This is a genomic window from Paenibacillus riograndensis SBR5 (genome assembly GCF_000981585.1).
GTDB lineage: Bacteria > Bacillota > Bacilli > Paenibacillales > Paenibacillaceae > Paenibacillus_AQ > Paenibacillus_AQ riograndensis.
In genome coordinates, this window is the sequence record NZ_LN831776.1 from 6,139,602 (window position 1) to 6,165,572 (window position 25,971).

18 protein-coding genes are annotated in these 25,971 nt (G+C 52.4%); 4 read left to right on the forward strand and 14 right to left on the reverse strand.

What is annotated here, in order from left to right; translation table 11 throughout:
* The first annotated feature begins 338 nt into the window (after nt 1–338).
* On the forward strand, nt 339–473 hold the full coding sequence (locus PRIO_RS37515) for a hypothetical protein (RefSeq protein ID WP_407944506.1): 135 nt from the start codon (nt 339–341) through the stop codon (nt 471–473).
* Here PRIO_RS37515 and PRIO_RS26020 read toward each other — a convergent pair.
* Nucleotides 449–1,753, reverse strand: coding sequence for a replication-associated recombination protein A (locus PRIO_RS26020; RefSeq protein WP_020427766.1), 1,305 nt, complete (start codon nt 1,751–1,753; stop codon nt 449–451). The two genes, PRIO_RS37515 and PRIO_RS26020, sit on opposite strands and share 25 nt — an antisense overlap.
* A gap of 126 nt (nt 1,754–1,879) precedes the next feature.
* Nucleotides 1,880–2,161 carry a CD3324 family protein gene (locus PRIO_RS26025; RefSeq protein ID WP_020427765.1) on the reverse strand — a complete coding sequence of 94 codons (282 nt, stop codon included), beginning with the start codon at nt 2,159–2,161 and terminating at the stop codon, nt 1,880–1,882.
* 497 nt (nt 2,162–2,658) lie between these two features.
* Here PRIO_RS26025 and PRIO_RS26030 point away from each other — a divergent pair, with 497 nt between their 5' ends.
* Nucleotides 2,659–4,677 (forward strand): methyl-accepting chemotaxis protein, encoded by a 2,019-nt coding sequence (locus PRIO_RS26030; RefSeq protein WP_046505370.1) that lies wholly within the window; start codon nt 2,659–2,661, stop codon nt 4,675–4,677.
* Nucleotides 4,678–5,668: 991 nt separating this feature from the next.
* Nucleotides 5,669–7,054, forward strand: a complete 1,386-nt coding sequence (locus PRIO_RS26035; RefSeq protein ID WP_046505373.1) for an IS4 family transposase — start codon at nt 5,669–5,671, stop codon at nt 7,052–7,054.
* Between the two features lie 215 nt (nt 7,055–7,269).
* Here the strand turns inward: PRIO_RS26035 and PRIO_RS26040 are convergent, their stop codons facing one another.
* The 9 genes from PRIO_RS26040 to PRIO_RS26075 form a co-directional block, all read right to left on the reverse strand.
* Entirely contained in the window at nt 7,270–9,456 is a 2,187-nt protein-coding gene (locus tag PRIO_RS26040; RefSeq protein WP_046505377.1) for a HelD family protein, read from the reverse strand.
* 153 nt (nt 9,457–9,609) lie between these two features.
* The gene (locus tag PRIO_RS26045) at nt 9,610–10,911 is read right to left on the reverse strand and encodes an NCS2 family permease (protein ID WP_046505381.1); all 1,302 of its coding nucleotides are present in this window, start codon (nt 10,909–10,911) and stop codon (nt 9,610–9,612) included.
* Nucleotides 10,912–11,049: 138 nt separating this feature from the next.
* Entirely contained in the window at nt 11,050–11,805 is a 756-nt protein-coding gene (locus tag PRIO_RS26050) for a tRNA threonylcarbamoyladenosine dehydratase (protein WP_020427871.1), read from the reverse strand.
* Nucleotides 11,806–11,830: 25 nt separating this feature from the next.
* Entirely contained in the window at nt 11,831–13,609 is a 1,779-nt protein-coding gene (gene aspS / locus PRIO_RS26055; RefSeq protein ID WP_046505385.1) for an aspartate--tRNA ligase, read from the reverse strand.
* Between the two features lie 50 nt (nt 13,610–13,659).
* The gene (gene hisS / locus PRIO_RS26060) at nt 13,660–14,913 is read right to left on the reverse strand and encodes a histidine--tRNA ligase (protein WP_020427873.1); all 1,254 of its coding nucleotides are present in this window, start codon (nt 14,911–14,913) and stop codon (nt 13,660–13,662) included.
* A 1,308-nt stretch (nt 14,914–16,221) separates the two neighbouring features.
* The gene (locus PRIO_RS34100; RefSeq protein WP_020427874.1) at nt 16,222–16,668 is read right to left on the reverse strand and encodes a hypothetical protein; all 447 of its coding nucleotides are present in this window, start codon (nt 16,666–16,668) and stop codon (nt 16,222–16,224) included.
* Between the two features lie 425 nt (nt 16,669–17,093).
* Nucleotides 17,094–17,249, reverse strand: coding sequence for a hypothetical protein (locus PRIO_RS36265; RefSeq protein ID WP_020427875.1), 156 nt, complete (start codon nt 17,247–17,249; stop codon nt 17,094–17,096).
* A 225-nt stretch (nt 17,250–17,474) separates the two neighbouring features.
* Nucleotides 17,475–17,918: a D-aminoacyl-tRNA deacylase gene (gene dtd, locus PRIO_RS26070; RefSeq protein WP_046505388.1), complete on the reverse strand. Its 444-nt coding sequence runs from the start codon at nt 17,916–17,918 to the stop codon at nt 17,475–17,477.
* A gap of 21 nt (nt 17,919–17,939) precedes the next feature.
* Entirely contained in the window at nt 17,940–20,120 is a 2,181-nt protein-coding gene (locus PRIO_RS26075) for a RelA/SpoT family protein (protein WP_039787570.1), read from the reverse strand.
* A gap of 300 nt (nt 20,121–20,420) precedes the next feature.
* Here PRIO_RS26075 and uraA point away from each other — a divergent pair, with 300 nt between their 5' ends.
* Nucleotides 20,421–21,725: a uracil permease gene (uraA, locus tag PRIO_RS26080; RefSeq protein WP_020427879.1), complete on the forward strand. Its 1,305-nt coding sequence runs from the start codon at nt 20,421–20,423 to the stop codon at nt 21,723–21,725.
* Between the two features lie 116 nt (nt 21,726–21,841).
* Here the strand turns inward: uraA and PRIO_RS26085 are convergent, their stop codons facing one another.
* From PRIO_RS26085 to PRIO_RS26095, 3 genes are all read right to left on the reverse strand, one after another.
* A complete protein-coding gene (locus PRIO_RS26085) occupies nt 21,842–22,360 on the reverse strand; it encodes an adenine phosphoribosyltransferase (protein ID WP_020427880.1) in 519 nt (172 codons plus the stop codon).
* A 204-nt stretch (nt 22,361–22,564) separates the two neighbouring features.
* Nucleotides 22,565–24,976 carry a single-stranded-DNA-specific exonuclease RecJ gene (recJ, locus tag PRIO_RS26090; protein ID WP_039787568.1) on the reverse strand — a complete coding sequence of 804 codons (2,412 nt, stop codon included), beginning with the start codon at nt 24,974–24,976 and terminating at the stop codon, nt 22,565–22,567.
* A gap of 29 nt (nt 24,977–25,005) precedes the next feature.
* Nucleotides 25,006–25,968: a cation diffusion facilitator family transporter gene (locus PRIO_RS26095; RefSeq protein ID WP_020427882.1), complete on the reverse strand. Its 963-nt coding sequence runs from the start codon at nt 25,966–25,968 to the stop codon at nt 25,006–25,008.
* Nucleotides 25,969–25,971: the final 3 nt, after the last annotated feature.

Here is a 25,971-nt window from a genome sequence, read left to right on the forward strand (position 1 = left end):
CGATCATATTTTTCGCTCTATATAGAAGCTTGAACCTGAAATCTGTAACATTAATGTCCGATCCAATAGAACGTTCATGCCGCCGCGCGGCATCCTAGAGGACGCAAATATAAACATGAAAATGAATTTGCAGGATAGTACACCCCGGAGTCTCCCGGACATAAAACAGGACGATTCCCCGGCAAGCACCAGGAACCGTCCAAAGTATCGGGTGAACTCAATATCAATGCTATAAATCAAAGTATGAAGAAGATATTTTCGAGCAAACAAGCTGCTGAAGAGACAGGTTAAGCGCACACACCTTACGGTATTACAAGCAAACCGGGTCCATTCATGAAATATCACAGGGCAAAAATGGATATCGACAGTATTCAGAGGCCGATACCGCGTGGTTTCAGGTTATTAAGTACAAGCGGTTTTTCAATAGCTTTTTCCTTCTCTTTGAGTGCTACTGTCCACGCCGCAGGCCCTGATTATGGCGGATTTTGGCTTCATTCCCCTGCTCGGTAGCCTGATAGAATTCCCTCCGGCTAATCGCCTTCGGCAAATATTCCTGCTTCACATAATGGCCGGGAAAGTTATGCGGATACTGGTATCCCTCATGCCCAAGCGCCGCCGAGCCTTTGTAGTGTGTATCGCGCAGATGCAGCGGCACCTCGGCGGATTTCAGCTCCTCAATACTGTCCATCGCCCTGGAAATCGCCATAACTACGGCGTTCGACTTCGGACTTTCGACCGCGAACAGGATCGCCTGGGCGATGTTCAGCTTGGCCTCCGGCCAGCCATTGTTGCGGTAGGCCTCAAGCGCGCTGACCGCCTGCACCATCGCCTGCGGATTGGCCAGGCCGATATCTTCGCTGCTGGCCGCAATCAGGCGGCGGATGAAGGTCATCGGGTCCATGCCGAGCTTCTCTACGGCATAGAGAAACCAGAACAGGGCGGCATCGCTGGAGCCGCGGATGCTTTTGTGAAAAGCCGACAGAACGTCATACTGGGTCGACTCGTCGGCTTTGACAATCGGGCGGCGGATCGACTCTTCCGCCACCGCAAGCGTAATATGCACGCTGCCGTCAGGCTCCGGCGCTGTGGTCATCGCCGCCAGCTCCAGCGCGTTCAGCGCCCGCCGGATATCGCCGTTCGCCATATCCGCTATATGCTGCAGTGCTTCCTCATCGGCCTGCAGCTGCATGAATCCGAGCCCCCGCTTCTCGTCGGCAAGTGCTCTCCGCATCGCAACCAGGCTGTGTTCACTGGTCAGGGATTCCAGCTGAAACAGCGTGGAGCGGCTCATAAGCGCCCCGTTCACATAGTGGAACGGATTCTCGGTAGTCGCGCCGATAAAAATAATCGTGCCCTTCTCCACCGCAGGCAGCAGCGCATCCTGGCGGGAGCTGTTGAAACGGTGCACTTCGTCCAGGAACAGTATCGTCTTCGAGCCGTACAGCGATTTATTGCTTTGGGCCCGCTCGATCACCTCGCGCACATCCTTGACCGAGGCCTCCACTGCATTCAGCCGCACAAACTCGCCCTGCGTGTGATGGGAAATGATATGGGCCAGGGTTGTCTTTCCGCAGCCGGGAGGGCCGTAAAGCAGGATGGAAGACACCTGATCGGCTTCAATGGCGCGGCGCAGCAGCTTGCCCGGGCCAACAATATGCTCCTGGCCGATATATTCATCGAGATTCTCCGGCCGCATCCGGTCTGCCAGCAGACGGCCTCCCGCCGTATCCTCACCGAAAGAAAATAAATCCATGATTCCACTTCCTTGCTGTAATCTTGTAATCTAAACCAGACATTACTGCTCTCTATCATACCACATTAAAAAAGAGCATGACCTCGCCCTCCCGGCGGGTGCCATGCTCTTTGTTCAAAGTTTAGACTAGCGGTTCATCGCCAGCCGCATTTTTGAGATAATTTTGCGGATGCTTTCCTCAGATAAATGGTATCTCTTCTGCAGCTCGTTCACCGAGCAGCCGCTGCTGTGACTGCAGAAAATTTCCTCGTTGCGGCTGGCAATCTCTTGCCGGGAGCCGCTGTTTTCGCCCCACTTTACACGTTGCTCTGTTTTCTTAGGGATGTAGAGCAGCTCACCCTGAATATATCCCTGCAGCTCTTCGAGCAGGCCCGGGGGGAGCACATCCTTTCCATTTACATAACTCACTTAACGTTTCCTCCTTCAACAGGTGTGTTCCCTTAAGTCCGGTCATTGCGCTGTTCATCAGCAACATGTCACCTGCCTCCTTTCTTCTCCTCATATTTGGTAAAACCGTGATTTCATTATATAAAAACCCGTGGTTAGCGTCTACATTCAAAGTCATTTCACGGCAGCGGCCCTTCTGTCCAGCGCCAGCTCCGTGCCTGTGTTCATAAATGATAAGGAGGCCTCGCGGCCTCCTCATATGCAGGCTTCCGTACTAGACGGAAACCACCTCGTATTCTGAAATCATTGCAATCAGCCTCCTTCCAGAAGTAATCTTGCCCGGCCGGACACTTATTATTAAGCCATAGGCCAGCCACAGTTACAAGTTCAAGAATAGTTATAATCGTTTTCCACCAAAGCGCAAAAGAATATTTTGACGAAACCCTAAATAATAAGTCGATAAATGTCGAAATAAATAATAATTTATCTATTTATTTTGAGATATGGGGGAAATTACTATGTCAGCTGTCCGGAGCGCTTTAACACGTTTTTTTCACATCAAGAAACTCAGAACTGAGTTGATGCTGTTCATTATTACCGCCATTGTAATTCCTTCTCTTGCCCTGGCTGTCATCTCCTCGGAAACCTCCAAAACAGAGCTGCGCTCCAAAATGGAGGACACCACAAACTCCAGCATCCATATCCTCGATAAAACGCTGACCCAGCTGATTCAGCTGGAAAGTGCAAGTGTCAATGAGCTGGCTGACCAGATTTCCGCAGCAGATGTGACAAGCGGTTCCGCCAGGGTCCGCAAGCTGATTGACAAATTCAAGGCGGAGCATCCCGAAATCGACATTGTTTCCCTGGGCAACACTGACGGCAAATTTATGCTGTCCCCCACATCCGATCAGAAGGACTATGATCCCAGGGTACGGGACTGGTACATCGACGCACTGAAATTTCCGGAGTCCGCATCCGTGATTGACCCGATATTTTCCAAAGTGACGGGGTCCTATATTATGCCGATCTCACGGGCCTTCCCGGACGGCAAGGGTGCCATCAGCGTCAGCCTCAGCATGAACGGGCTTATGGAGCTGGCCAAGACTGTAAGCCTCGGCTCCAGCGGCTATGCGTATATCCTGGACAGCCAGAACAAGGTCATCTACCATCCTGCGATGGAGGTTGCCACACCCGTCACAGGGGCTTTGCTGGATGCCCTGAGTGCTGCCCCCATGGGCAAGGTGTCGTACAAAGACACCACGGCTGATATGCAAATGGCCGGCTACTACGTGACTAATGAACTGTCCGGCTTCAAAATAGTTGGAGTTCTTCCAGCAGACGAATACACGCGGGCGGTGTATCCTATTCTGTATAAATCGGCAATTGTTCTGGCGGTTGCCTTAATTGTGGCGATTGCTGTTACCTTCCTTATAATCCGCCGGATCACTGCACCGCTGGAGGCGCTGAACCGTTCCGCCAAGCGGGTAAGTGAAGGCCAGCTCGATGAATCCGTTACGACCCGCCGCAAGGATGAGATCGGCGAGCTTGCCGGGAATTATAACGCCATGGTGCAATCGCTTCGCACCATGGTGCAGGATGTATCCGAGACATCCGGGCATCTGGCGGCAGCCAGTGAGCAGCTTACCGCCAGCACCGGAGAGAACAGCAAGGCCGTGGAGTATGTCACCGAGCTGATAGAGGATTCCACGCGGGGCGTGGAGGCCCAGGCCTCCGCGTCCGCCGAAGTGGCCACAACGATGGATGAAATGTCCGAAGCGATCCACAAAATCGCTTCAGCCTCCCAGTCCATTGTCAGCGCGGCCCTCCTGACAGAGAAGGATGTCAACAACGGCAGCGCCAAGGTGCAGCATGTCGGGAACCAGATGCAGACGATCCACCACTCAGTGCAGCAGTCAAGCAGACTGATCGCCGATCTGAACGGGCTTAGCGCCAAGGTTGCGGAGACCAGCACGGCTATTGCGTCCATCGCCAAGCAGACCAATCTGCTGTCGCTGAATGCGGGGATTGAAGCTGCACGGGCCGGAGAGCATGGCAGAGGATTTGCCGTTGTGGCCGGAGAAGTGCGCAAGCTGTCCGAAGCTTCCAAGGTAAGCGCGGGAGAAATCCAGGAAACCATCTCCGAGATGGTCGGTCTGATCGCGAGCGTCTACGATGTAATGAGGCATCAAGTGGTTGCGGATGTGGAGCAGGGCATGACTCTGGCACTTGAAGCCGGTGAGGCTTTTACCCAGATCGAGCAGTCTACCCGCCACGTGGGAGAGCAAATCCATGAGGTCTCGGCGATTACCGAACAAATGTCGGCCAGCTCCGCTGAGGTAGCCGCTTCGGTACAGGAAATGGCCAACATAGCGAAGGCGGCACTGGATTCTTTCCAAAGCGTTACGGCGGCGACGGAAGAGCAGCTTGCCTCCATGGAGGAGATCACCTCCTCTTCCGCAGCGCTGTCCGCGATGGCATCCGATATGCAGCAGCAGGTGGAGCGCTTTCAGTTCACTGCACAGCACGAAGGCCAGTAAACAGCATCATACTCAAGTGGAAACGGCTGTCCCAAAGCATGAAATGAATGCTTGGGACAGCCGTTTCTGTGAGAAATATAAGGATGATTAATAAAGTGAAACATAGCAAGTTTATATTTGAACAAAATCACTTGGCGGGTGAATAAGGTCTTGGAGGTTACGAAGTCCGCATTAGTTGTACAACATGCAGGATTAGCATCCATTTGGTGCAGTCAAGCTCACATTGTTGTACAATTTACAAGATTTTTGTCCATTTAGCGTGCTTAGGTCACAGATTGTTGTACAACGTGCAAGATATTCATCCATTCGGCCTGCTTAAGACACACTTTGTTGTATTCCGTGCAAGATGTTCGGGGGTTACCCCCTCTCTGGGGAACCCATGCTTCTTATATGCTAAACTTCCAGGTTGACCACGTTTTTTGGGTATGGCGTTATTGCCTAAACGACGACAAGTGGAAAGAGCTTTGCCGTCTTCCACGAGATAGTGCAACCGTTTTGGATCTAGCGTTACCTGGAGAATGCCCCCCAAGGTATCCTATTGCGACTCCAAGTGGAAAAAGGTTAGCTAATTTGCTAGAGTATCCTCATCCTCGACAGATCTAAGTGGAAAAAGGTACACTAATTCAGCTCATTTCGCCATTATTCAAGAAATGTGGCCCAATTAGATTTACTTTTTCCACTTAAACCTCAGGATTTCTTAATTTTCGGAAAAATAAGCTCCCTTTTTCCAACTAGCGCCTGCGAAGAAGCCTGTTAAGCGAGTGCTGGTTGGAATTAGGATATCTAGACAGGCTAATCCCCCCGACGGCTCTCTAGCAACGGCATTTCTGCCGTTGTTTCCGGGCTAGCCGGCCCTCGGCTCTCCTACAACGGTATTTCTGCTATTCTTGCATCACCAAAATTCCAATTAAAGGATGTTCTTTTGCGAGTATCCGAAAATGGGGACATGAAGTAAAATAATAGAATCTTGTGTGTAAAGGGTGGTTCTCTCATGTCTACGTCGAACGCTTCTTCTCTGGCGACGCCGAATTTCTCATTTTTCAAACGGATGTTTCTGTTCAATACCCTTCTCTTACAGCGGTTGATTCAAACCATGACCACGCTGTCCACTCGGCTTGGCTCCTCCATTTCTGCGGCCAGTGCGGACAATGCAGAGCGGCAAGCCATTGGCCGTCTGCTCAAAAATGCAGCGATCACGGAAGAAAATGTGTTGGACTGCTATCGGCTAGAGACGATTCGACAGATGAAAGAGACCGGAGAACAGGTGTTTTTGTGCGTCCAGGACACCACCGGAGTCAGCTACGGGCAACGCGACAAAACCACCGGTCTGGGCCAATACACGACGTCTAACACCAAAGGCTTGCTGACCCATTCCGCTGTGGTGTTCACCACCACCGGGTTGCCGCTGGGACTGCTGTATCAGAAAATCTGGGCTCGGGAACCTCAGGCGAAGGGGAAGCGCAAGGTCAGCCGTCCGTATGAGGAAAAAGAAAACTACCGCTGGACCGAAGCTGCACAGGTCAGCGCCGCTGCGGTGCCAGCGTCCCTGAAGCTGATTCACATCGGCGACCGGGAAGCCGATTTTTTTGAGTTTTTGGTCCAACTGCAGCAAGACGGGCAGTCGTATGTCGTTCGTTCCATGCAAAACCGGATCACGGAGGATGGGGGCGAGCGCCTATGGGACAAGGTGCGTGCCCAGCCCGCCGCGGGCGAAATCCGCGTGTCTCTCCCCCGGGATACCCGCCGGGGTACACCGGCACGGGAGACCACACTGGCCCTTCGGTTTACGAGCAGCACGGTCCAGGTGCCCATTCATTTGCAACAAAAAGGAGCCGATTACTCGCCACTATCCTGTACGCTCATCCACGTGGTGGAAGTGACGCCGCTGGAGGACCAAGCGCCCATCGAGTGGTTTCTGGTCACCAATGTTTCGACCACGAATGCGGACGAGGCGGCGGAAAAAGTAGCGTGGTACGTGCAGCGCTGGAAAATTGAGCGGTTCCACTACATTTTGAAGAACGGATGCGAAGTCGAAAAGCTGCAGGAACATCAGGCTAATCGACTCCAAAAGCTGATCTTGTTCTACTCGATCATTGCGCTACAAATTCAGCATCTGACGTATCGGTCCAGAGAGCAGCCGGAGGCCCCGGCGACCGAAGTCATCCGCGAAGACGAATGGCAGGTGCTGTACCGGATTGCCTATCGAACCAAGACCGTGCCCCAGCAGCCAGCCACGCTGAAAGAGGTTGTGTTCGCTTTGGCTAAGCTCGGCGGATTTTTGGGACGCAAGAGCGACGGAGACCCGGGCGCGAAAGTGATTTGGAGAGGTCTGCGAAGGTTTCGGGACGTGTATGAATCCTACCATTATTTGATGTAATTTTTTTCTATTTAGGTGATACAAGATTAGTATTTCTGCCGTTGTTTCCGGGCTAGCCGGCCCTCGGCTCTCTAACAACGGTATTTCTGCCGTTGTTCATTACAAATTCGTCCAAAATGCAATTATTCCATAGCATTATGTATAACTTAGACCGCCCTCTTCACCGGGGGCGGTCCTTGTTGTAGATGAGAGCTTAATCCGGTACATGGGATTTCTTACTCCGGCCAGCCCTGCACGGTTCCTTCTCCATTCTGCAAATATGGGGGAAGCCCTTCTCCGTGCAGTATCCACAGCTCATGGAGGGCCCGGGTACAGCCTACATACATCAGCTTCGCATCCCACGCTGCACCGCCGTAATGGTCTGAATCGGCATCGGCGAGGATGACGGCGTCGAACTCCAGCCCCTTGGACAGATAAACCGGAAGCACGGACAGTCCTCCCCGGTATTCAGTCATGCTGCCGTCGATCAGATGAATATCCTCGAAATGCCCAGCAAGCTCTGTGTACAACTCAGCGGCTTCCCGCAGGCTGCGGGTTAATACGGCCAACGTGCGGTATTCCCGGCCCGAGAGCGATGCGAGCGCTGTTCTAACGGCCTGAATCCGGCGGTCTCCGCCTGCAGCGGACGCCGGGAGCGGCTGGCCGTAGGATATCAGACGCACGGGATTTCCGCTGCGGAAGACAGGCACAGCGAGCAGGCTGCTGCCGACTCCGGCAGACAGAATGCCGTTGGCAAATTCAATAATCTCCATCGTTGAACGGTAGCTACGCGTCAGGGCGTGGTAAGCTGTGTGCTCCGGGGCGAACAGGGTCTGCATTTCTTCCCAGGCATGGACGCCTTTATAGGCATGAATCCCCTGTGACAGATCGCCCAGGATGGTAAAGGAATGTCCTTTTACATACAGGTCCAGCACCGCTATCTGAAAAGGCGAGAAATCCTGGGCTTCATCGATCACGATATGATCAAAGCCGCTGCCGCCTTCATTGCCGTTCAGCAAATAATGAATATAGAGCAGCGGAGGCAGATCCTCTTCATGCAAAATGCCTTTTTTGAGCTCCTTGACTGTTGATGCCAGCACTTCCGGCGGAATGCTCTCCGGGGCCTCCGCTGGCCAATCTTCAGGCACCTTCACTGCACGGAAAATCTGCTTGTATATCGTCAGCGGGTCATATTTCGGCCATTTGGCACTGTAGGCCTTCTCACGTGCAGCGCTTTTCTTCTTGCGGTCCTTCATCGCCGCAGCCGACGGGCTTTTCTTCAGCTCCATTTCGATCCAGCGGTGAATCCGCGCCATCACCCGCTCCTTGCGCTTGGCAGGCGGATATGGGGCGTATTCCTCATTATGCCAGCGCAGTATCATGGAGCGGTGCAGCACCGAGCCTTCCCATGGACTAAAATCCCCTGCCGGCACCGCACCGTTCTCCAGCAGGCCTATGACCGATTCTATAATTCCCATCAGTGCAGTCGATCCCTTGAAGCGGCCCGGGGTTTCTTCCGTGATCTCCGGCATGCCGCCTTCTCTTTCGAACCAATAACTCATGGTTTCTGCAGCATTCTGCTCCGGCAGCACAACCCCAAGCACATCCGCAGCCCAGTCGGGAAAGGTGCTCTGGGCAATATTGCCGACGCCCAGCTCGGGCAGCACGTCCGAAATATAATCGAGGAACATCCGGTTCGGTGCGAAAATAATCATTTTCTCCGCTGACACCTGCTCCTTGTATTGATACAGCAGAAAAGCCAGACGATGCAGCGCGACCGTGGTTTTCCCACTGCCTGCCACGCCCTGGATAATCAGCGCGGTGTTCTTCGCCGCCCGGATAATTTTGTCCTGCTCCTCCTGAATCGTCGAGACGATGTCACGAAGACGGTTGTCCTTGTTCTCCCCCAGCCGGTAGACGAGAAATTCATCCGAGACAGCCGGCCCGTCACTGTCGCGGTTATAAGTATCCGCCACCCTCTCCAGGATCTGCTTGCGGATTACCACGTTGCGCTTCAAATAGACCAGCCCTTCGATCAGCCCCTCCGGGGCTTCGTAGGAGGCCGGCTCCGTGCCGCCAGTAAACGAATAGAACAGGCTCGCCACCGGTGCCCGCCAGTCAATGACCAGCGGACGGTCGCTTACCTGTTCCCGGTCTACACCGATTTTACCGATATAGAGCGCCTTGCGCCCATCCTCATCCTTGCCCTGAAAATCAAGCCGTCCAAAGTAAGGCTCCTGCCGCAGCTTGGCAAGATCTTTGCGCCGCTGTTCCCTTGAGACCTCCAGCGCCTGCTCCGTATAATCATGCCCTGTGTACACCGGAATGCCGCGCAGCCTCTCAAGAACTGTGTCAATCTCCGTAAGCGCGCTGTTCAGCCTGTCTTCTTCCTCTTGATAGGCACTTTGAAAGTTGTCCTCCAATTTCAGTTACCTCCTAAAAGTTATGCGGGCATACGCCTGTGTTGCCAAGCGCACCCTGATTTGCCTCGTGCAAGACTGGCTTCAGTCACACAAAAAGGATATTTATCATATCACAACAGATTCTGGAATACCATAACATAGTGACTGGAAGGCTTATCCCATAAAAGCATGCAGTACAAAGTTGGCTATGAACAGGCCGGCAATGCCGTACAGTGCGGGCGGAACCTCCTTGCCTTTGCCCATGGCCAGTTTGACAACCGGATAGGTGATGAAGCCAAAAGCCATGCCGTCCACGATGCTGTAGGTGAACGGAATCATCACCATGATCAGGAACGCCGGAAACAGCTCGGTCAAATCGCTGAGGTCCATCTCACGCACATTCTGCACCATCAGGCCGCCGATGACGATCAGAATCGGCGCGATGGCGCTGTCCGGCACGTAAGCCAGCAGCGGAATGAACAGGAACGTGGCCCCGAACAGCAGGCCGGTGATCAGCGAGGTTAGGCCGGAGCGCCCGCCTGCGGCGATCCCGGCTGTGGATTCGGCAGCCGCGACAACGGGGCTGCTGCCGAACAGCCCGGCTGCGATATTGGCAATGGATAGCGCGCGCAGGCTGCTTTTGAAGCGTTCCGGCCGGCCCGCCATCAGCGTCTGGGACGAGATCAGACCGATATTTTCAAAAACCACAATCAACAGCAGCAGGAACACGGCAATCCAGAAGACGAGGCTGAGGCCTCTGCCCCAATCCATGCCGGCAAACACACCGCTGTAACCCGCGAACATATGCCCGGAATCCGTATTCTCCGGTACATGCGCCGCTCCCAGCAAATAGGCCATCCCTGTGCCCGCCAGCATACTGATCAGCAGTCCTCCGCGTGTGCCGCGGATGAACAGCACCAGTGCCAGAATCAAAGTCACACAGGAGGTGATGACTGCCGGATCACTGAAATGGCCAATGGCGACGAAGGTCGTGCGGTGGGCAATGACAATCCCGCTTTTTTGCAGTCCGATAAATGTCAGAAACAGGCCGATTCCGACCGTGATCGCATGCTGCAGATTATGCGGGATCGCGTCGCTCAAAATCCGGTACAGCGAGGTGAACGCCACAATGGCGAACAGCACACCTGTTACGGCTACTACTGCAAGTGCTTCACGCCAGTCCAGCTTCATGGAATGCACAAGCGTATACGTGAAAAAAGCATTAATTCCCATGCCCGGCACCACTACAATCGGTGTTTTGCCGCCAAAAGCCATCAGCAGACACCCGGCCACTGCCGTCAGCAGCGTTGCCACCATTCCGGCCCGCAGCGGCATTCCCGCATCATGCAGAATCGCCGCATTAACCATCACAATATATACAGAAGCAAAATAGGACAGGATGCCTGCCGAGAGTTCCCGTTTCCAGTTATCGCCCGGCTCCAGGCCTACCCTGTTTCGCCACACCTTCGAATTCATATAAAAACCTCCACTACATAGTGAAATCACGGGTACGACACTCTGTTTCCTAAGCCGCAATAAAAGGGCGTAAACCGCCGGCTGGCGGCTGTACGCCCTTTGTTCATTTATATTTCCCGCTTATCTGATTCGCTTCATTTATTCGCTGATCCTGCCGGCCTCCAGGAGGTCGCGTACGGCAACGCTGACCATAATAAGTCCTACTACAGGCGGCACAAATGAATTGCTTGCCGGTGGCTGTTTGGCCTTGCGTCTGTCCGGAGCATTGGCAGGGACAATCTGTTCTGTAACATCCTCACGGGGCTTAACCGGCTCTTCGGTTGAGAAGACCACCTTTACGCCCTTTTTGATGCCTTCCTTGCGCAGCTTCTGGCGGATGACCCGGGCAATCGGGTCCATGCTGGTCTTGGAAATGTCGGCAACCTGAAAGCGGGTCGGGTCCATTTTGTTAGCCGCACCCATGCTTGAGATCATCGGGATCCCCCGAGCCAGACACTCCTTGATGATATGAACTTTGTAAATAATAGTATCTGAAGCATCGATTACGTAATCCAGCTTGTACTTAAACAGCTCCTCATACGTTTCCTCCGTATAGAACATGTTCAGCGCAATTGCTTCGCATTCCGGGTTAATCAGCTTGATTCGCTCGACCATCAGATCCGTTTTGTTCTGGCCGATGGTAGTGGTCAGTGCATGAATCTGGCGGTTGATATTGGTGATATCCACCGAATCTTTGTCAATCAGGATAATGCGGCCGATTCCGGTACGGGCCAGAGCTTCAACCGCCATGGCACCCACACCGCCGATCCCGAGCACTGCTACGGTGCTGTTCTTCATTATCTCCAGACCTTCCGGTCCGATCGCCAGCTCTGTACGCGAGAACTGATGCAGCATGATATACAGCCTCCTACAAATATATTTATTTCTTTTCTTTGTCCGGCTTAGGCGCCAGCTTGATGTGCAGCTGCTCCAGCTGTATTGCATCGACTGGTGCCGGAGCGTCCATCAGCAGGTCGGTTGCACTTGCTGTTTTTGGGAAGGCAATCGCTTCCCGCAGGTTCGTGCGGCCGGCAAGCAGCATAATCAGGCGGTCGAAACCAAACGCGATCCCGCCATGCGGCGGAGTGCCGTATTCAAAGGCATCCAGCAGATAACCGAACTTCTCGTAGGCCACTTCCGTTGTGAACCCGAGCGCATCGAACATTTTCTCCTGTATTTCACGTTTATATATACGCTGGGAACCGCCGCCCACCTCATAGCCGTTAAGCACAATATCATAGGCTTGTGCGCGGATGGCTCCAGGATCGGTGTCGAACAGGTGCAGGTCTTCATCCATTGGACGGGTGAACGGATGATGTTCCGCCACGTAACGCTTCTGGTCTTCGTCATAACCGAGCAACGGGAATTCAGTCACCCAGGCGAATTTGAAGACACTGTCGTCAATTAGGCCAAGCTGGCGGCCGATCTTAAGGCGCAGCGCCCCAAGCACATCTGCCACTACCTTCTTAGTGTCAGCGGAGAAGAGCAAGAGGTCGCCTTCTTCGGCGCCGGTACGCTCCTTCACAGCTGCAATCTCTTCCTCCGTAAAGAATTTCACGATTGGACCTTTGAATTCTCCGTCCTTCACTTGAATCCAGGCCAGGCCTTTCGCTCCGTAGCGTGCAGCGTAAGGTCCCAGGTCATCGATTTCCTTGCGGGTCCATGTGCCGCAGCCTTTGGCGTTCAGGCATTTCACCTCTCCGCCCTTCTCAATGACGGAGGCGAACACCTTCACACCGCTGGCGGCCACGATATCGTTCATTTCCACCAGTTCCAGACCAAAGCGCAGGTCCGGTTTATCCGAGCCGTATTTGCCCATGGCTTCGGCATAGGTCAGGCGCTGGAAGGGAACGGCCACATCGACGCCAACGGTTTCCTTCAGCAGGCGCTGCATGAGGGTTTCCATCATAGACAGCAGTTCGTCCTGAGGCATGAACGAGGTCTCGATATCGAACTGGGTGAATTCCGGCTGGCGGTCAGCACGCAGGTCCTCATCGCGGAAGCATCGGGCCATCTGGTAATAGCGCTCAATGCCGCCGACCATCAGCAGCTGCTTGTAAATCTGCGGCGACTGCGGGAGCCCGAAGAATTCACCTTCATGCACACGGCTTGGCACCAGATAATCGCGTGCGCCTTCCGGGGAGCTTTTGGTCAGGATTGGCGTTTCGATTTCGATAAAGCCTTCGCTGTCCAGGAAGTCACGGAATATCTTAGCCGCCTTGGAACGGAGCAGCATTGTCTTGTACATTTCAGGCCGGCGCAAGTCGAGGTAACGGTATTTCATTCGCAGGGATTCATCAACTTCCACACCATCTTCAATGAAGAACGGAGGCGTTTTAGCCGCATTCAGCACTTCGATTTCTGTAATCTGCACTTCAATCTCACCGGTAGGCAGGTTGCGGTTAATGGTTTCTTCATCTCTTTTTACAACTTTACCCGTAACGGACAACACGTATTCACTGCGCACCTTGTCAGCAATCTGCAGGGCTTCACCGGAATAGTCCGGGTTGAACACAACTTGCACAATTCCGGTACGGTCGCGCAGGTCAATAAACAGCACGCCCCCCAGGTCGCGGCGGGTCTGGACCCAACCGTTTAGCGTTACCGTCTCGCCAATATGGCCCAGCGTCAATTGTCCACAGTTATGACTTCTACTCATTATTTATCCTACCCCTTTTTGGTTAAAATACATATTTTCTCATAAAAATGCTAATTCAGCGACGCAGCCAGGTCTTCCAGCTTCACCGTCCGCTGTTCGCCAGTTGCCATGGATTTCAGGGCAATAACGCCGCTGTTCAGCTCATCTTCACCCAGAATTGCCGTATACCGTGCATTCATCCGGTCCGCCGATTTCATCTGCGCCTTCATCTTGCGGCCGAGGTAATCGCGTTCCGCCGCGTACCCCAGACTGCGCAGGGTGAACAGCTGCTTCGTAATCTCCTTATCTGCAGCTTCTCCAAGAGCAACAAAATACACATCCAGCGGTTTGGCCGCCTCCAGCTCTACACCCTGATTCTCCAGAATCAGCAGAATCCGCTCCAGACCAATTCCGAAGCCAATGCCCGGCTGATCGGGTCCGCCGATTTCTTCCACCAGTCCATTGTACCGGCCGCCACCGCCAACCGTGTCGATGGAGCCGATGCCTGCCGCTTTATATTCAAACGCGGTGTGCGTGTAATAATCTAGTCCGCGTACAAGACGGGGGTTAATGCTGTATTCCACACCCATAACATCCAGGTGGGCCTTGACCTGCTCAAAATGCGTAGTGCATTCCTCGTCCAAGCTGTCCAGAATGGACGGAGCACCGCCAAACTTGTCCTGATCCACTTTGCAGTCCAGCACACGCAGCGGATTGCGTTCCATTCTGCGCTGGCAGTCGCTGCACAAGGTATCTCTCATCGGCCGCAGAAAATTCAGCAGCTTCTCCCGGTAAGCCGCGCGGCTGGGCGCATTCCCTACGGAATTCAGTTCCACCTTCACGTCCTTAAGCCCCAGATCCTTGTAGAACTGATATCCCATCGAAACCACTTCCGCATCAATGGCCGGATCTACCGCTCCAAAAGCTTCAATCCCGAACTGGTGGAACTGGCGGTATCTTCCCGCCTGCGGGCGTTCATACCGGAACATCGGTCCGATATAATACAGCTTGCTGACATCGGGTTCACCATAAAGCTTGTTCTGAACGTAGGCGCGTACTACACCTGCTGTCCCTTCGGGACGAAGCGCCAAATCGCGGTCACCCTTGTCCTTGAAGGTATACATTTCGCCTTCCACGATATCTGTTGTTTCCCCAACGCCGCGTTCGAAGAGTCCTGTGTGCTCGAACATCGGTGTGCGGATCTCACGGTAGTTGAAACGCCGGCAGAGATCTCTTGCCTTGCTCTCCACAACCAGCCATTTCTCCACGGCACCCGGCAGCACATCCTGCGTGCCCGTAGGTTTCTCGAATCTTTCCTTTGCCACAGCCTATCCCTCCTGAAAATAACAAAAAATCCCCCGACCCTGTTTGTGCACAAACAGGGACGAGGGATTATCATAACCAATAATTCACCCGTGGTACCACCCACATTCCGGATTCAGGCCAACTGCCCTACACCCGCTCTAAGCGGTTAACGCCCGCCTACGCGCTCCGGCTACTGACTGGGGCAATCCTGCGGCTGCCTGCTTTCGCCGTGCGTTCTCGGGGAAGTCATTCATCCGTTCATTAACAGAATCCTTACAGCCTGGGCAGAAACGGTTCACGCACCCTACTGGATGTGCAGCCGGTTCTGTGGGATTCCTCTCTGGGGTCATGGGTTACGGATTACTTGGTCCCGTCATCAAAACACTATAACATATCGTATACTGTTAGATTCTACTGAACCACTGCGCTAAAGTCAAGGCATGAAAATAAAATACAGCCGCAAATTCCATCCTTTGAACCAAACGGCTGCGCCAACCTTGGCTGGATAAGGTAGCCGCTTTGGCTTTTAGATAGCGTCGCCTGGAAAATAACTCTATGCACCCTCCGGCAATTCCAAGTGGAAAAAGGATCACTAATTTACTCGGGCACCCTACTCTCCAACTAGCAATTCACCAGAAATAGAAGGCACATTTATTGCATATAAATTCTGTTAGTGTCCTTTGGCTTGCTTAGAGCTCCTATTGTTATACCACATGTGCAATGCTGTCCAGAAATCAGTTAAGACATGCATTCTGGACCGTATGATTATGGTGTGGGTCCTTCTGCGGGCACGATGAGCTTCCTTCACGATCCGTCCGCTTCAGTCCGCTGATGGAGCCCCATCCTTCTGCATCGCTTATATCCCCGGAGGCTTCCAAGATATCCACACTTTTTTACACTGTATTACAGTTAAATAAAGGGGAAGTCGCTTCCCTAAAACATATAAATTCTCATCTTTTCAAAAAAAATGACCTGCAGCCGATTGCTGCAGGTCCATCATCATATATTATAAAAAAGGGGGTCATGCTTCTATTATAAACAGGCTATATTAAGGAATCATGAATGAATTATTACGGTTACATTACAGAAAAGAAAGCGTTTTATTTTTTGGGACATTCCCCGGTTTCCTGCCCACAAACCACTTTACACTACAACATTATTCTCTGTCCAGAAATTTAGTACAATTTTTAATCATTATATTCAAAAAAGCTCCAAGAAAACCCTTCCAGGTTTACTTGGAGCTTAATTTTGATAACCACACTCAAAACTGATCCGGTGCTTATATAGACAAGATATGCGGACTGTTGCTTATCCTGACATTGACTTAACTACCCTTCAAAAATCTCCACAAAAGCTTGTTTGCCGCGCAGAACCTCAACGACTTCATTGCGCTTCTCTTCAGGGACTCTAAGGTCCATGACGTAATGTACATCGCTCAAATCCCTGTCATCCACATCCGTGGCACTGCGTACATCTCCGGCACGGCTTGTGTCGGTATTGTCGCCAAGATCATTGTCTACCCCGATGCCCGGTACAATGGCCGCTCCGGAGACCGTGCCTGTTGCACCTGCAACGCCATAAGCACCACCCGTCATGGCTGAATTGTTGTAAGGAACAAACGGCAGCAGGATATTACGACTCCGGTGGTCGCCTTTATCCAAAGGATCTGTTAATTCGGATACTTCAATGCCTTCCACACCGTAAGGAATCAAAGCCGTCTTCGCACCTTCTGCTTCACTTTCGGTTCTGAAATACGCCTGAATTCTTGTAGTCATGGTCGTTCCCTCCTTATGAATGGTTAGATCATTGAATCCTTAAGCCTGGATATCATGTATTACAACACCTGGAGCAGCTCACGCATTATTGCGGGTTCTGTTCAATATAAGTTGAACTTTAGTTTCACATTGTGAGGTATGGTCGTCACTGCGGGGAATGTTTGGACTTCCAGCCGCTGTTGTCCCCAGATTTCTTGATTGGAACCGCCTTTTGCGGTTGAAATCCGGTGACAAAGGCGGACGCTACCGCTCTTCCAGTTCCAAACTTCCCCTCCGCACTTCTACCCTTTTTATGAATTTTTCCAAGTTCAACTTATATAGATACATTCTGTCTTCGTCATTCTATTACCCGCATTCACAGGCTTTCTAACGATTTAAGGACAACTCCGGCATTATTTACAGTAAGCCGCCATCCCCAAAAGTTCTCAGGTGCGCGGCAGAAGGCTGCGGCTGTTTCCTTTTAACACTTGAAGCTCTTTATAGTCTTCGGCACCCTTCGCTGCCTTCACCGCTTCTGAACTGCAGCCAACATTATAGGCCGGAATGCTGCTCCAGCTCCGTGCTTTTTCTGATTGTCTCATGCCCAGACTCCCTGTTATTCGTAAATACCCGCTCCCCGTAGTTTACCCACCCCGTAGTGGCCCTATCCGCACAAATGCGGAGAAGGGGACCTTAACTTTCTGATCTGAGCTATCTGGACAGCAAAAAAAGAGTGCCTCTGCCGATCCCTCAAGGAATCTCGCATGACACTCTTATCGCAAATATGTTCTATCGATTGGTTAAGTCCGTGCTGAAGGCTACAGGGGTTAGCCACGGCTGTCCAGCAAAAGCGTTACCGGCCCCCAGTTGGTCAGGGACACATCCATCATCGCTCCAAAAACACCGGTCTCCACCTGAAGCCCGCCGTTCCGCAATTCCTGATTGAAGTAATCGTACAGCCGCTCTGCTTCGGCAGGTGCAGCCGCAGCCATAAAGTTCGGCCGCCGGCCTTTGCGGCAGTCTCCATACAGCGTGAACTGTGACACGGACAATATCGCGCCTCCTGTATCGGTGACGCTGAAATTCATCTTGCCGACTTCATCCTCAAAAATGCGGAGTCCGGTAATTTTATCAGCCAAATACTTGGCGTCCTGCTCTGTATCTTCATGGGTAACGCCGACCAGCAGCATCAATCCTTGTCCGATCGCTCCGGTCACTGTATCCTCTACGCTTACCCTGGCTTCCTTGCAGCGCTGCACCACTACTCTCATTACGTCTTTCAGCTCCTTGCTTTACTGCATAATGCGGTTAACGGTGTATACATCCTTGACCCGCTTCACCCGATCAACCACAGATTGCAGATGATCGGTGTTGCGGATCAGAATCGTCATATGAATCATCGCCATTTTGTTCTTGTCGCTTCGTCCGGTGACGGCCGATATATTGGTCTTGCTCTCCGACACTGCCTGCAGCACCTCATTGAGCAGCCCGTTGCGGTCATGGCCGGTAATCTCAATGTCCACGCTGTAGTTAGCCTCCATGCTGCCTTCCCATTCCACTTCGATCACCCGTGCCGACTCCTCCCCATCACCATCTGCAGGAATATTCGGACAGTCTTCACGATGGACAGAAACGCCGCGGCCGCGGGTCACATAGCCGACAATATCATCGCCCGGCACCGGATTGCAACATCGGGCAAAGCGGACAAGCAGATTGTCGATGCCTTTTACACGAACCCCGTTGGTCGGCTGATTGCGCTTCTCCCCGCTGGATTTGATCTCCTTCATTTGAGTGGTAAGCTCCAGATGTCCTGCCGCTTCTTCCTGTTCCTTGCGCAGCTTCTCTGTAAGCTTGGAAGCGATTTGCGCGGCGGTAATTCCGCCAAAGCCCACGGCCGAGAGCATATCTTCGACATCATTAAAAGCAAATTTCTTGGCCGCATCCGACAACTTATCCTCTGTCAGCCAATCCGATACCTCCACGTTCTGACGCTTCAGCTCGCGTTCGATCGCTTCCCGGCCTTTTTCAACATTCTCCTCACGTTTCTCCTTCTTGAACCACTGCTTGATCTTGCTGCGGGCATGAGAAGATTGGGCAATCTTCAGCCAGTCCCGGCTGGGGCCATAAGAGTTCTTCGAGGTCAGAATCTCCACGATATCCCCGGTCTTCAGCTTATGATCCAGCGGCACGATCCGCCCGTTCACCTTGGAGCCGATCGTCCGGTTCCCTACCTCAGTATGAATCCGGAAAGCAAAGTCGAGCGGTACAGAACCTGCCGGAAGCTCCACAACCTCGCCTTTGGGTGTAAAAACAAACACGAGATCGGAGAAAAAGTCCATCTTCAGCGACTCTACAAATTCCTCGGCATCCTTGGCTTCATGCTGCAGCTCCAGAATCTCGCGGAAAAACGGCATCCGGTTCTCCGGATTGACATTATTGCTGCTGCCTTCCTTGTAAGCCCAGTGGGCGGCAATCCCGAACTCAGCAGTCCGGTGCATCTCCCACGTGCGGATCTGCACTTCTGTAGGCTCTCCGCCCGGACCCACCACAGTGGTGTGCAGAGACTGGTACATGTTCGCTTTGGGCATAGCAATATAATCCTTGAAACGGCCAGGCATTGGCTTCCAAAGAGTATGAATAATCCCGAGTGTGGCATAACAATCCTTAATATTGTCGACGATAATGCGGATGGCAAGCAGATCGTAGATTTCATTGAACTGCTTGTTCTTGGTGTTCATCTTGTTATAGACACTGTAAATATGCTTCGGACGGCCCGAGAGATCCCCTTCGATCCCCATTTCGTCCAGCTTGGCACGGATGCGGCCGATCACGCTATCGATGAACTGCTCCCGTTCCGCCCGCTTCTTGTGGACCAGGTTGGCAATGCGGTAATACTGCTGCGGGTTCAAATAGCGGAGGGCAATATCCTCCATCTCCCATTTGATTGCCGAAATCCCCAGCCGGTCCGCAATGGGACAAAAAATCTCCAGCGTTTCATAAGAAATACGGCGCTGGCTTTCTTCGGATTGATATTTCAGGGTACGCATATTATGCAAACGGTCCGCCAGCTTAATCACAATCACCCGGATATCCTGAGCCATGGCGATGAACATTTTGCGGTAGTTCTCGTTCTGCTGCTCTTCCTTGGAGCGGAAGCGAATGCGTTCCAGCTTGGTTAAACCGTCCACCAGCATCGCGCAGGTATCGCCAAATTTCTCGCGGATCTGCTCCAGGGAGACAGTGGTATCCTCTACGACATCATGCAGAAGCGCAGCAATAATGGAGATGACATCCATTTGCATATTGACGACAATATCTGCGACCGCGAGCGGATGCAGGATGTATGGCTCCCCCGATTTCCGAACCTGCCCGTGATGAGCCTGATCGGCAAACTCATAAGCTTCCCGGATGCGGAGAAGATCTTTTTCTTTTATATAGGCGCCGGCCTTTTCGGTTAATTGCTCTATGCCCATTCTCGTCGTATCCGTTTCCTTTCTATAATAAAATGAACCCGCAAGCATTGCAGAATTTGCAGGTTCCATATGTCCAAATCTGCGCTAGCGCATTTAAAGTTGTCTATAATTATGACGCTTGCGATGGATTACGTCAACACTTGCCATAGCATGGCACCAGGGGAAAAGAATGTGTCAAGAATAGACAATTTCGTGGCACTTGAAAAATGTTGTTGTAAAAAGACGCCGTTCTATTTAATCTAGTAAAGGCGGTTTTTTGGAACCTCACCTAAAATAGAGACGAAAGAGAAGTGAACACCATTGCAACGCGAAATTCAAGTTAACGAGAAACTCCCTTGGGGCCCGGGCTTTCTGCTGAGTCTGCAGCATTTGTTCGCCATGTTCGGCAGCACGGTGCTTGTTCCTAATCTGTTCGGGGTAGACCCCGGTATGATCCTGTTGATGAACGGTATCGGCACACTGCTCTATATCCTGATCTGCCGCGGCAAAATTCCGGCCTATCTTGGTTCAAGCTTTGCCTTTATCTCTCCGGTGCTAGGCGTGCTGGAAAAGCATCAGGGTGATCATCAGCATGGATATTCGCTTGCTCTGGGCGCTTTTATCGTAACTGGCGTGATCTTCATTCTTGTCGCATTGATTGTCCGTTATGCCGGAACCGGCTGGATTGATGTTGTTTTTCCTCCGGCGGTTATGGGCGCTATCGTAGCGACCATAGGACTGGAGCTGGTGCCGGTTGCAGCCCGCATGTCGGGGCTCATTGCTCCTGAAGGCGCAACCGACTGGACGCCGGATGGCAAAGCGATCACCCTCTCCATGGTAACACTGGGCGTAACTGTTATTGGTGCAGTGCTCTTCCGCGGCTTTCCCAAAATCATTCATATCCTCATCGGTATCGTAACCGGTTATGTTCTGGCTTATATTATGCAAGTGGTGAACACAGATGCGATTTCCAGCGCGCACTTCTTTTCCCATCCCACTATTATCACTCCTTCCTTCGACTGGCAGGTTATCTTCACCATTATTCCGGTATCGCTTGTTGTCATTGTTGAACATATCGGCCATTTGCTTGTTACGAGCAACATTGTCGGCAAAGACCTGACCAAGGAGCCTGGACTTGACCGCTCGCTGATGGGCAACGGGATTTCCACTATTCTTTCCGGATTTTTCGGTTCCACACCCAATACCACCTATGGTGAAAATATCGGCGTTATGGCCTTGACCAAAGTATATTCGGTCTATGTCATTGGCGGTGCAGCAGTAATTGCGATCCTGCTCTCGTTCTCGGGAACTTTCTCCTCGATTATAGCCAATATTCCCCAGCCGGTTATGGGCGGTGTGTCGCTCCTGCTGTTCGGTGTAATCGCTGCATCCGGTCTGCGCATCTTTGTCGAGCAGAAGGTTGATTTCTCCAAAGCGACCAACATGATCCTGGCTACTTTGGTGCTGGTGGTCGGCATCAGCGGCATCTCGCTCACCATTTACGGTGTCCAGCTTAAAGGTATGGCGCTGGCCACCATTGTCGGAATGGTTCTGTCCCTGCTCTTCAAATTAATCGAGGTTCTCGGCTTATCCAACGAGCAGGACAGTGAAAAATCTGCACATTAACCATAAATACTTCGACAGGCTAATTTGATTTATAAGCTCCAATATAAAAGCGGACAGTTGTCAACAATCGACAGCTGTCCGCTTTTTATTTCCCGGGAAAAGATAACCGGGTCTGCTTAGTCTTCGTAAGTAAGGAGCGAATGAACCTCGATACCGGAAAGCTTGTTCCGTCCGGCAAGCTGGGTCAATTCGATCAGGAAGGCCGCTCCAACCACATTGCCGCCAAGCTGTTTCACCAGGCTGACCGAAGTGGCGATGGTGCCTCCCGTTGCCAGTAAATCATCGGCAATAAGTACGTTCTGTCCAGGCTTGACCGCATCCGTGTGGATAGCCAGTGTGTCCTTGCCGTATTCCAGATCATAACCTACCTCAATCGTATCATACGGCAGTTTGCCGCTTTTGCGGATCGGCACGAAACCGACACCCAGCGCATATGCCAGAGGTGCGCCCACTACAAATCCGCGGGCCTCAGGTCCAGCAATCACATCGATCTGCAGATGCGCTACCAAAGCCTTCAGCTCATCAATGGCGCGGCGGTAAGCTTCGCCATCCTTCAGCAAAGTCGTGATATCCTTGAAGCTGATGCCCGGCTGCGGGAAATCCGGAATCACACGAATATTGTCTTTAAAATCCATATTGTCATCTCCTAAAAGTTTGTGAGCGTTACCTCACTGAATGATCTTCGGACAAACTTGCATCGGAAGCATACGCTTAGTTTTGTTAGCATAGCTTCTCAGCATCTTCTTCGTACAAAACTAGCTTCGAAAGCATACGCTTAGTTTGTGAGCGTTACCTCACTGAATGATCTTCGGACAAACTTGCATCGGAAGCATACCGCATTATCCCACCCGGGATACCTCCAGGCGGCGGGATAACATCCACTCCTGCAGCTCACTGCGGCTGCTCTCCATGAAATACTGCTCCATTTCGGCAGTTTTGCCCAGCCTCACAAACTGCTGTGAAGCTGTAAGGCTTTTAGCGGAGGGCTGCGTAACAAACGTAATCGTCCCCCGGCTGCGGTCTATGAACTCAAGCTCCTCGAACACGTCGAGCATTTTGGCCAGCATCCGCATCCCCATGGAAGATTGCCGGGTAAGCCGCAGCAGCAGCTCATGCTCGGGAACCGGAGCCGTCGCTAGAGCGGCTATTGATTTATAAAGTACTTTGAAATGGTCTCGTGTCGGCATCTGCAGCCGGTCACGGCCATCCCGGATCGAATGCAGCAGGGCAATGTTGTCCGCCTGCGGGAACGCAGCAAGCAGCGCATCAAGCTGCTCCGGCGTTTCGGGCATATCAAGCAGACAGAGCAAAGATATCTGTGCATCTTCTGAATCCGCCGGATGATGCCGAACCGGGGAGATTCCAGCGTCTTCATCATATACCCAAAGGGACATGCCCTGAAGAGCGCCCATAGGGGATAAACGGCTGTTCTGGAAGACCGCCGCTGTTCTGAGAGGCTTAACACCGCTATAAGGCTTGAGCAGCTCATGAAGCTGTGCAGCCTGCTTCACCGCATCCGCTGCACCGCGCAGATCAAAGAGCTGTGGCTTCGGCACGGCCAAATCCTGCAGCATGAGCTGCGGCTTCCGCGAGCCGTTCCATTCATTCACCGACAGCTCTGCCAGAATATCAATCAGCGTTCCGCCCGGAAGCAGTTCGGCAAGCCCTCCTTTGCCGAAGGCAACCACTTCAATCGTATGGCTGTCCTGTTGGAGGACAAGCTTCAAATGCTTGCCGTCCTGCCCCATCTTGCGGGTTTCTTTGACAGCTGCGCCGCGGACAATGAATTTTGGTACCGGATTAGCCATACCGAATGGAGCCAGCCGATCCATTTCGAGCGTGGCCTGCAGCGACAAATCGGCAATGGCCGCCTCTTCGTCAGCCTCCGTCACGGGGAGGAAATGCTCCGGCGTCAGTACCTTAGCGGCATAGTCATTTAATGCCGCTGCAAATTCTTCCAGCTTATCCTGATGGAGACTCATGCCCGCAGCAGCCGGGTGACCGCCGAAATGATCCATTAAATCTGCGCATGAGGATAATGCCTCATAGATATCCAGACCCGGAATGGAACGGGCCGACCCTTTGCACATGCCTGTCTCCGGGTGAATATCCAGAATAATCACCGGCCGGTAATAACGCTCCAGCAGCTTGGAGGCAACGATGCCCACTACCCCGACATTCCAGCCCTGTTGGGCAAGCACGATGATATCGGGCAGCTTATCCTGCTGAATCTGCAGCTCCAGCATGGCGGCAGCTTCCGTTACAATTCTTTCGACGACCAGCTGGCGTTCCTTGTTGAGCAAATCCAGCTCTCCGGCAAGCTCTTCAGCCTCATCCGGATTCTCCGTAGTCAGCAGAGTAACTGCCCGCCCGGCATGATCCAGACGGCCGCTGGCATTGATGCGCGGTGCCATGCCAAAAGCAATATTCACCGCACTTACGGTCTCCATCGTGATTCCGCTCACCCCAAGCAGGGCCCGGATACCAGGGAAGGGGGAGTTCCGCATGCTTGAGAGGCCTTTGCGCACAATACTCCGGTTCTCGTCCTGAAGCGGCATCAAGTCAGCAACCGTGCCGATGGCAGCGATTTCGTGCCATTCCACCGGAACCTTATCCCCAAGCAGCGCCTGAGCAAGCTTGTATGCCACTCCGACTCCTGCTAATCCCTTGAACGGGTATGGGCAGTCCGGCAGCTTAGGATTGATTAAGGCATACGCTTCAGGCAGAAGCTCCGGCGGTTCATGGTGATCCGTCACGATCACATCCATTCCCAGCCCATTTGCATAAGCAATCTGATGGTACGCACTGATTCCGGTATCTACAGTGATGATAAGCGATACACCTTGCTGCTTCGCCCAGTCCAGAGCATGATTATGCAGCCCGTAGCCTTCATTTGCTCGGTGTGGAATATAAATATCAAAAGAAGCGCCCAGGTAGCGCAGCAAATAGATCATCAGCGCAGTACTGGACACTCCGTCCGCATCATAATCGCCATATACCAGAATATGTTCTTCATCCTGCAGCGCCTTTCTGATTCGGGGAACCGCTTCCGCCATCCCTTTAAGCAGGAAGGGGTCATGCCCTTCGCCTTCCCCGCCCTCCATGAACAGAAGCGCCTTGTCAGGCGTGTCCATGCCTCTCTTGACAAGCAGCGACGACAAGAGTGGAGAAACCGAAAGGCTCTGGGCCAAATTCCGGACTACTTCAGGATCGGCTTCCGGAGATTGCCATCTTGATTTTGAATGGAGCAATTGATTTCACCTTTTTCTCCCTTAGCGGGCTACTGAAGCAGCGTAGGGATTTCATTATCTACAAGCTCATGGTTGCTTTTGTAAGGATAACCCGGATCATACGGCACAACATCCATATGAACCTCGCCCACATGGACAAAACGGTGCTGCAGGAGCTTTCTGGCACATTCCGAAATGTCCTGGGCCTCCATAACTGTGATGCGCGGATTCACACTGATTTTGACCTGCAGATTTACATAACGCCCTTGCTCCAGAGCCTGCAGATATTCCACACGGATTACACCATGTACGCGCTGTACCGTTTCAATGAAACCTGCAGCCTCCTCGGAAGGAAGCTCCTGAAGCTTCTTGCCATACACAGAAGTTGCTATAAGCGAATAGCCTTTGCGGATAATAAGACATCCGGTCAACAGGGCTGCGATGGGGTCCATGTACAGCAGCGGATGCAGGTTGAACGCCCCTCCGGCCATGGCCAGTGATATCCCGATAAATACAGTGATAGAAGTATATAGACTGAAGCGGTGGTTATCTGCATATGCGGCATGACTGCCATCGCCCAATTTTTTGAAATAACGGTACTGGTACTGAAAAACTGCCTCTTTCACAACAATAGAGATGAGAACGGTGATAAGTGCTGTCTGCCCTGGTGCGGACAGATGTCCTCTGGTCAGATCCCGAATCGCCGAGAAGGCAATTTGCAATCCCCCCATCAAAATCAGCACGGAAAAAAGTATGGCAATAATCGGTCCTTTATTATTCTGGGGATTGCGTGGTGCTATCCTGTTCTTCTTCTCTGGTTCCCTGCGCCACGGAAACGGAAGAATCTCTGCCAGCTTGGCAGCTGCATCCGATCCTGAATATAACGCATCGCCCATTAATGCCTTACTGCCTGAAAGATAACCCATGGTTCCTTTGGCTGCAGCCAGCGCAAGATCACTGGCAACCCCCGTCCAGACCATTTTATCACTTTGCGGTGATTGTTTGTCATTCATTAC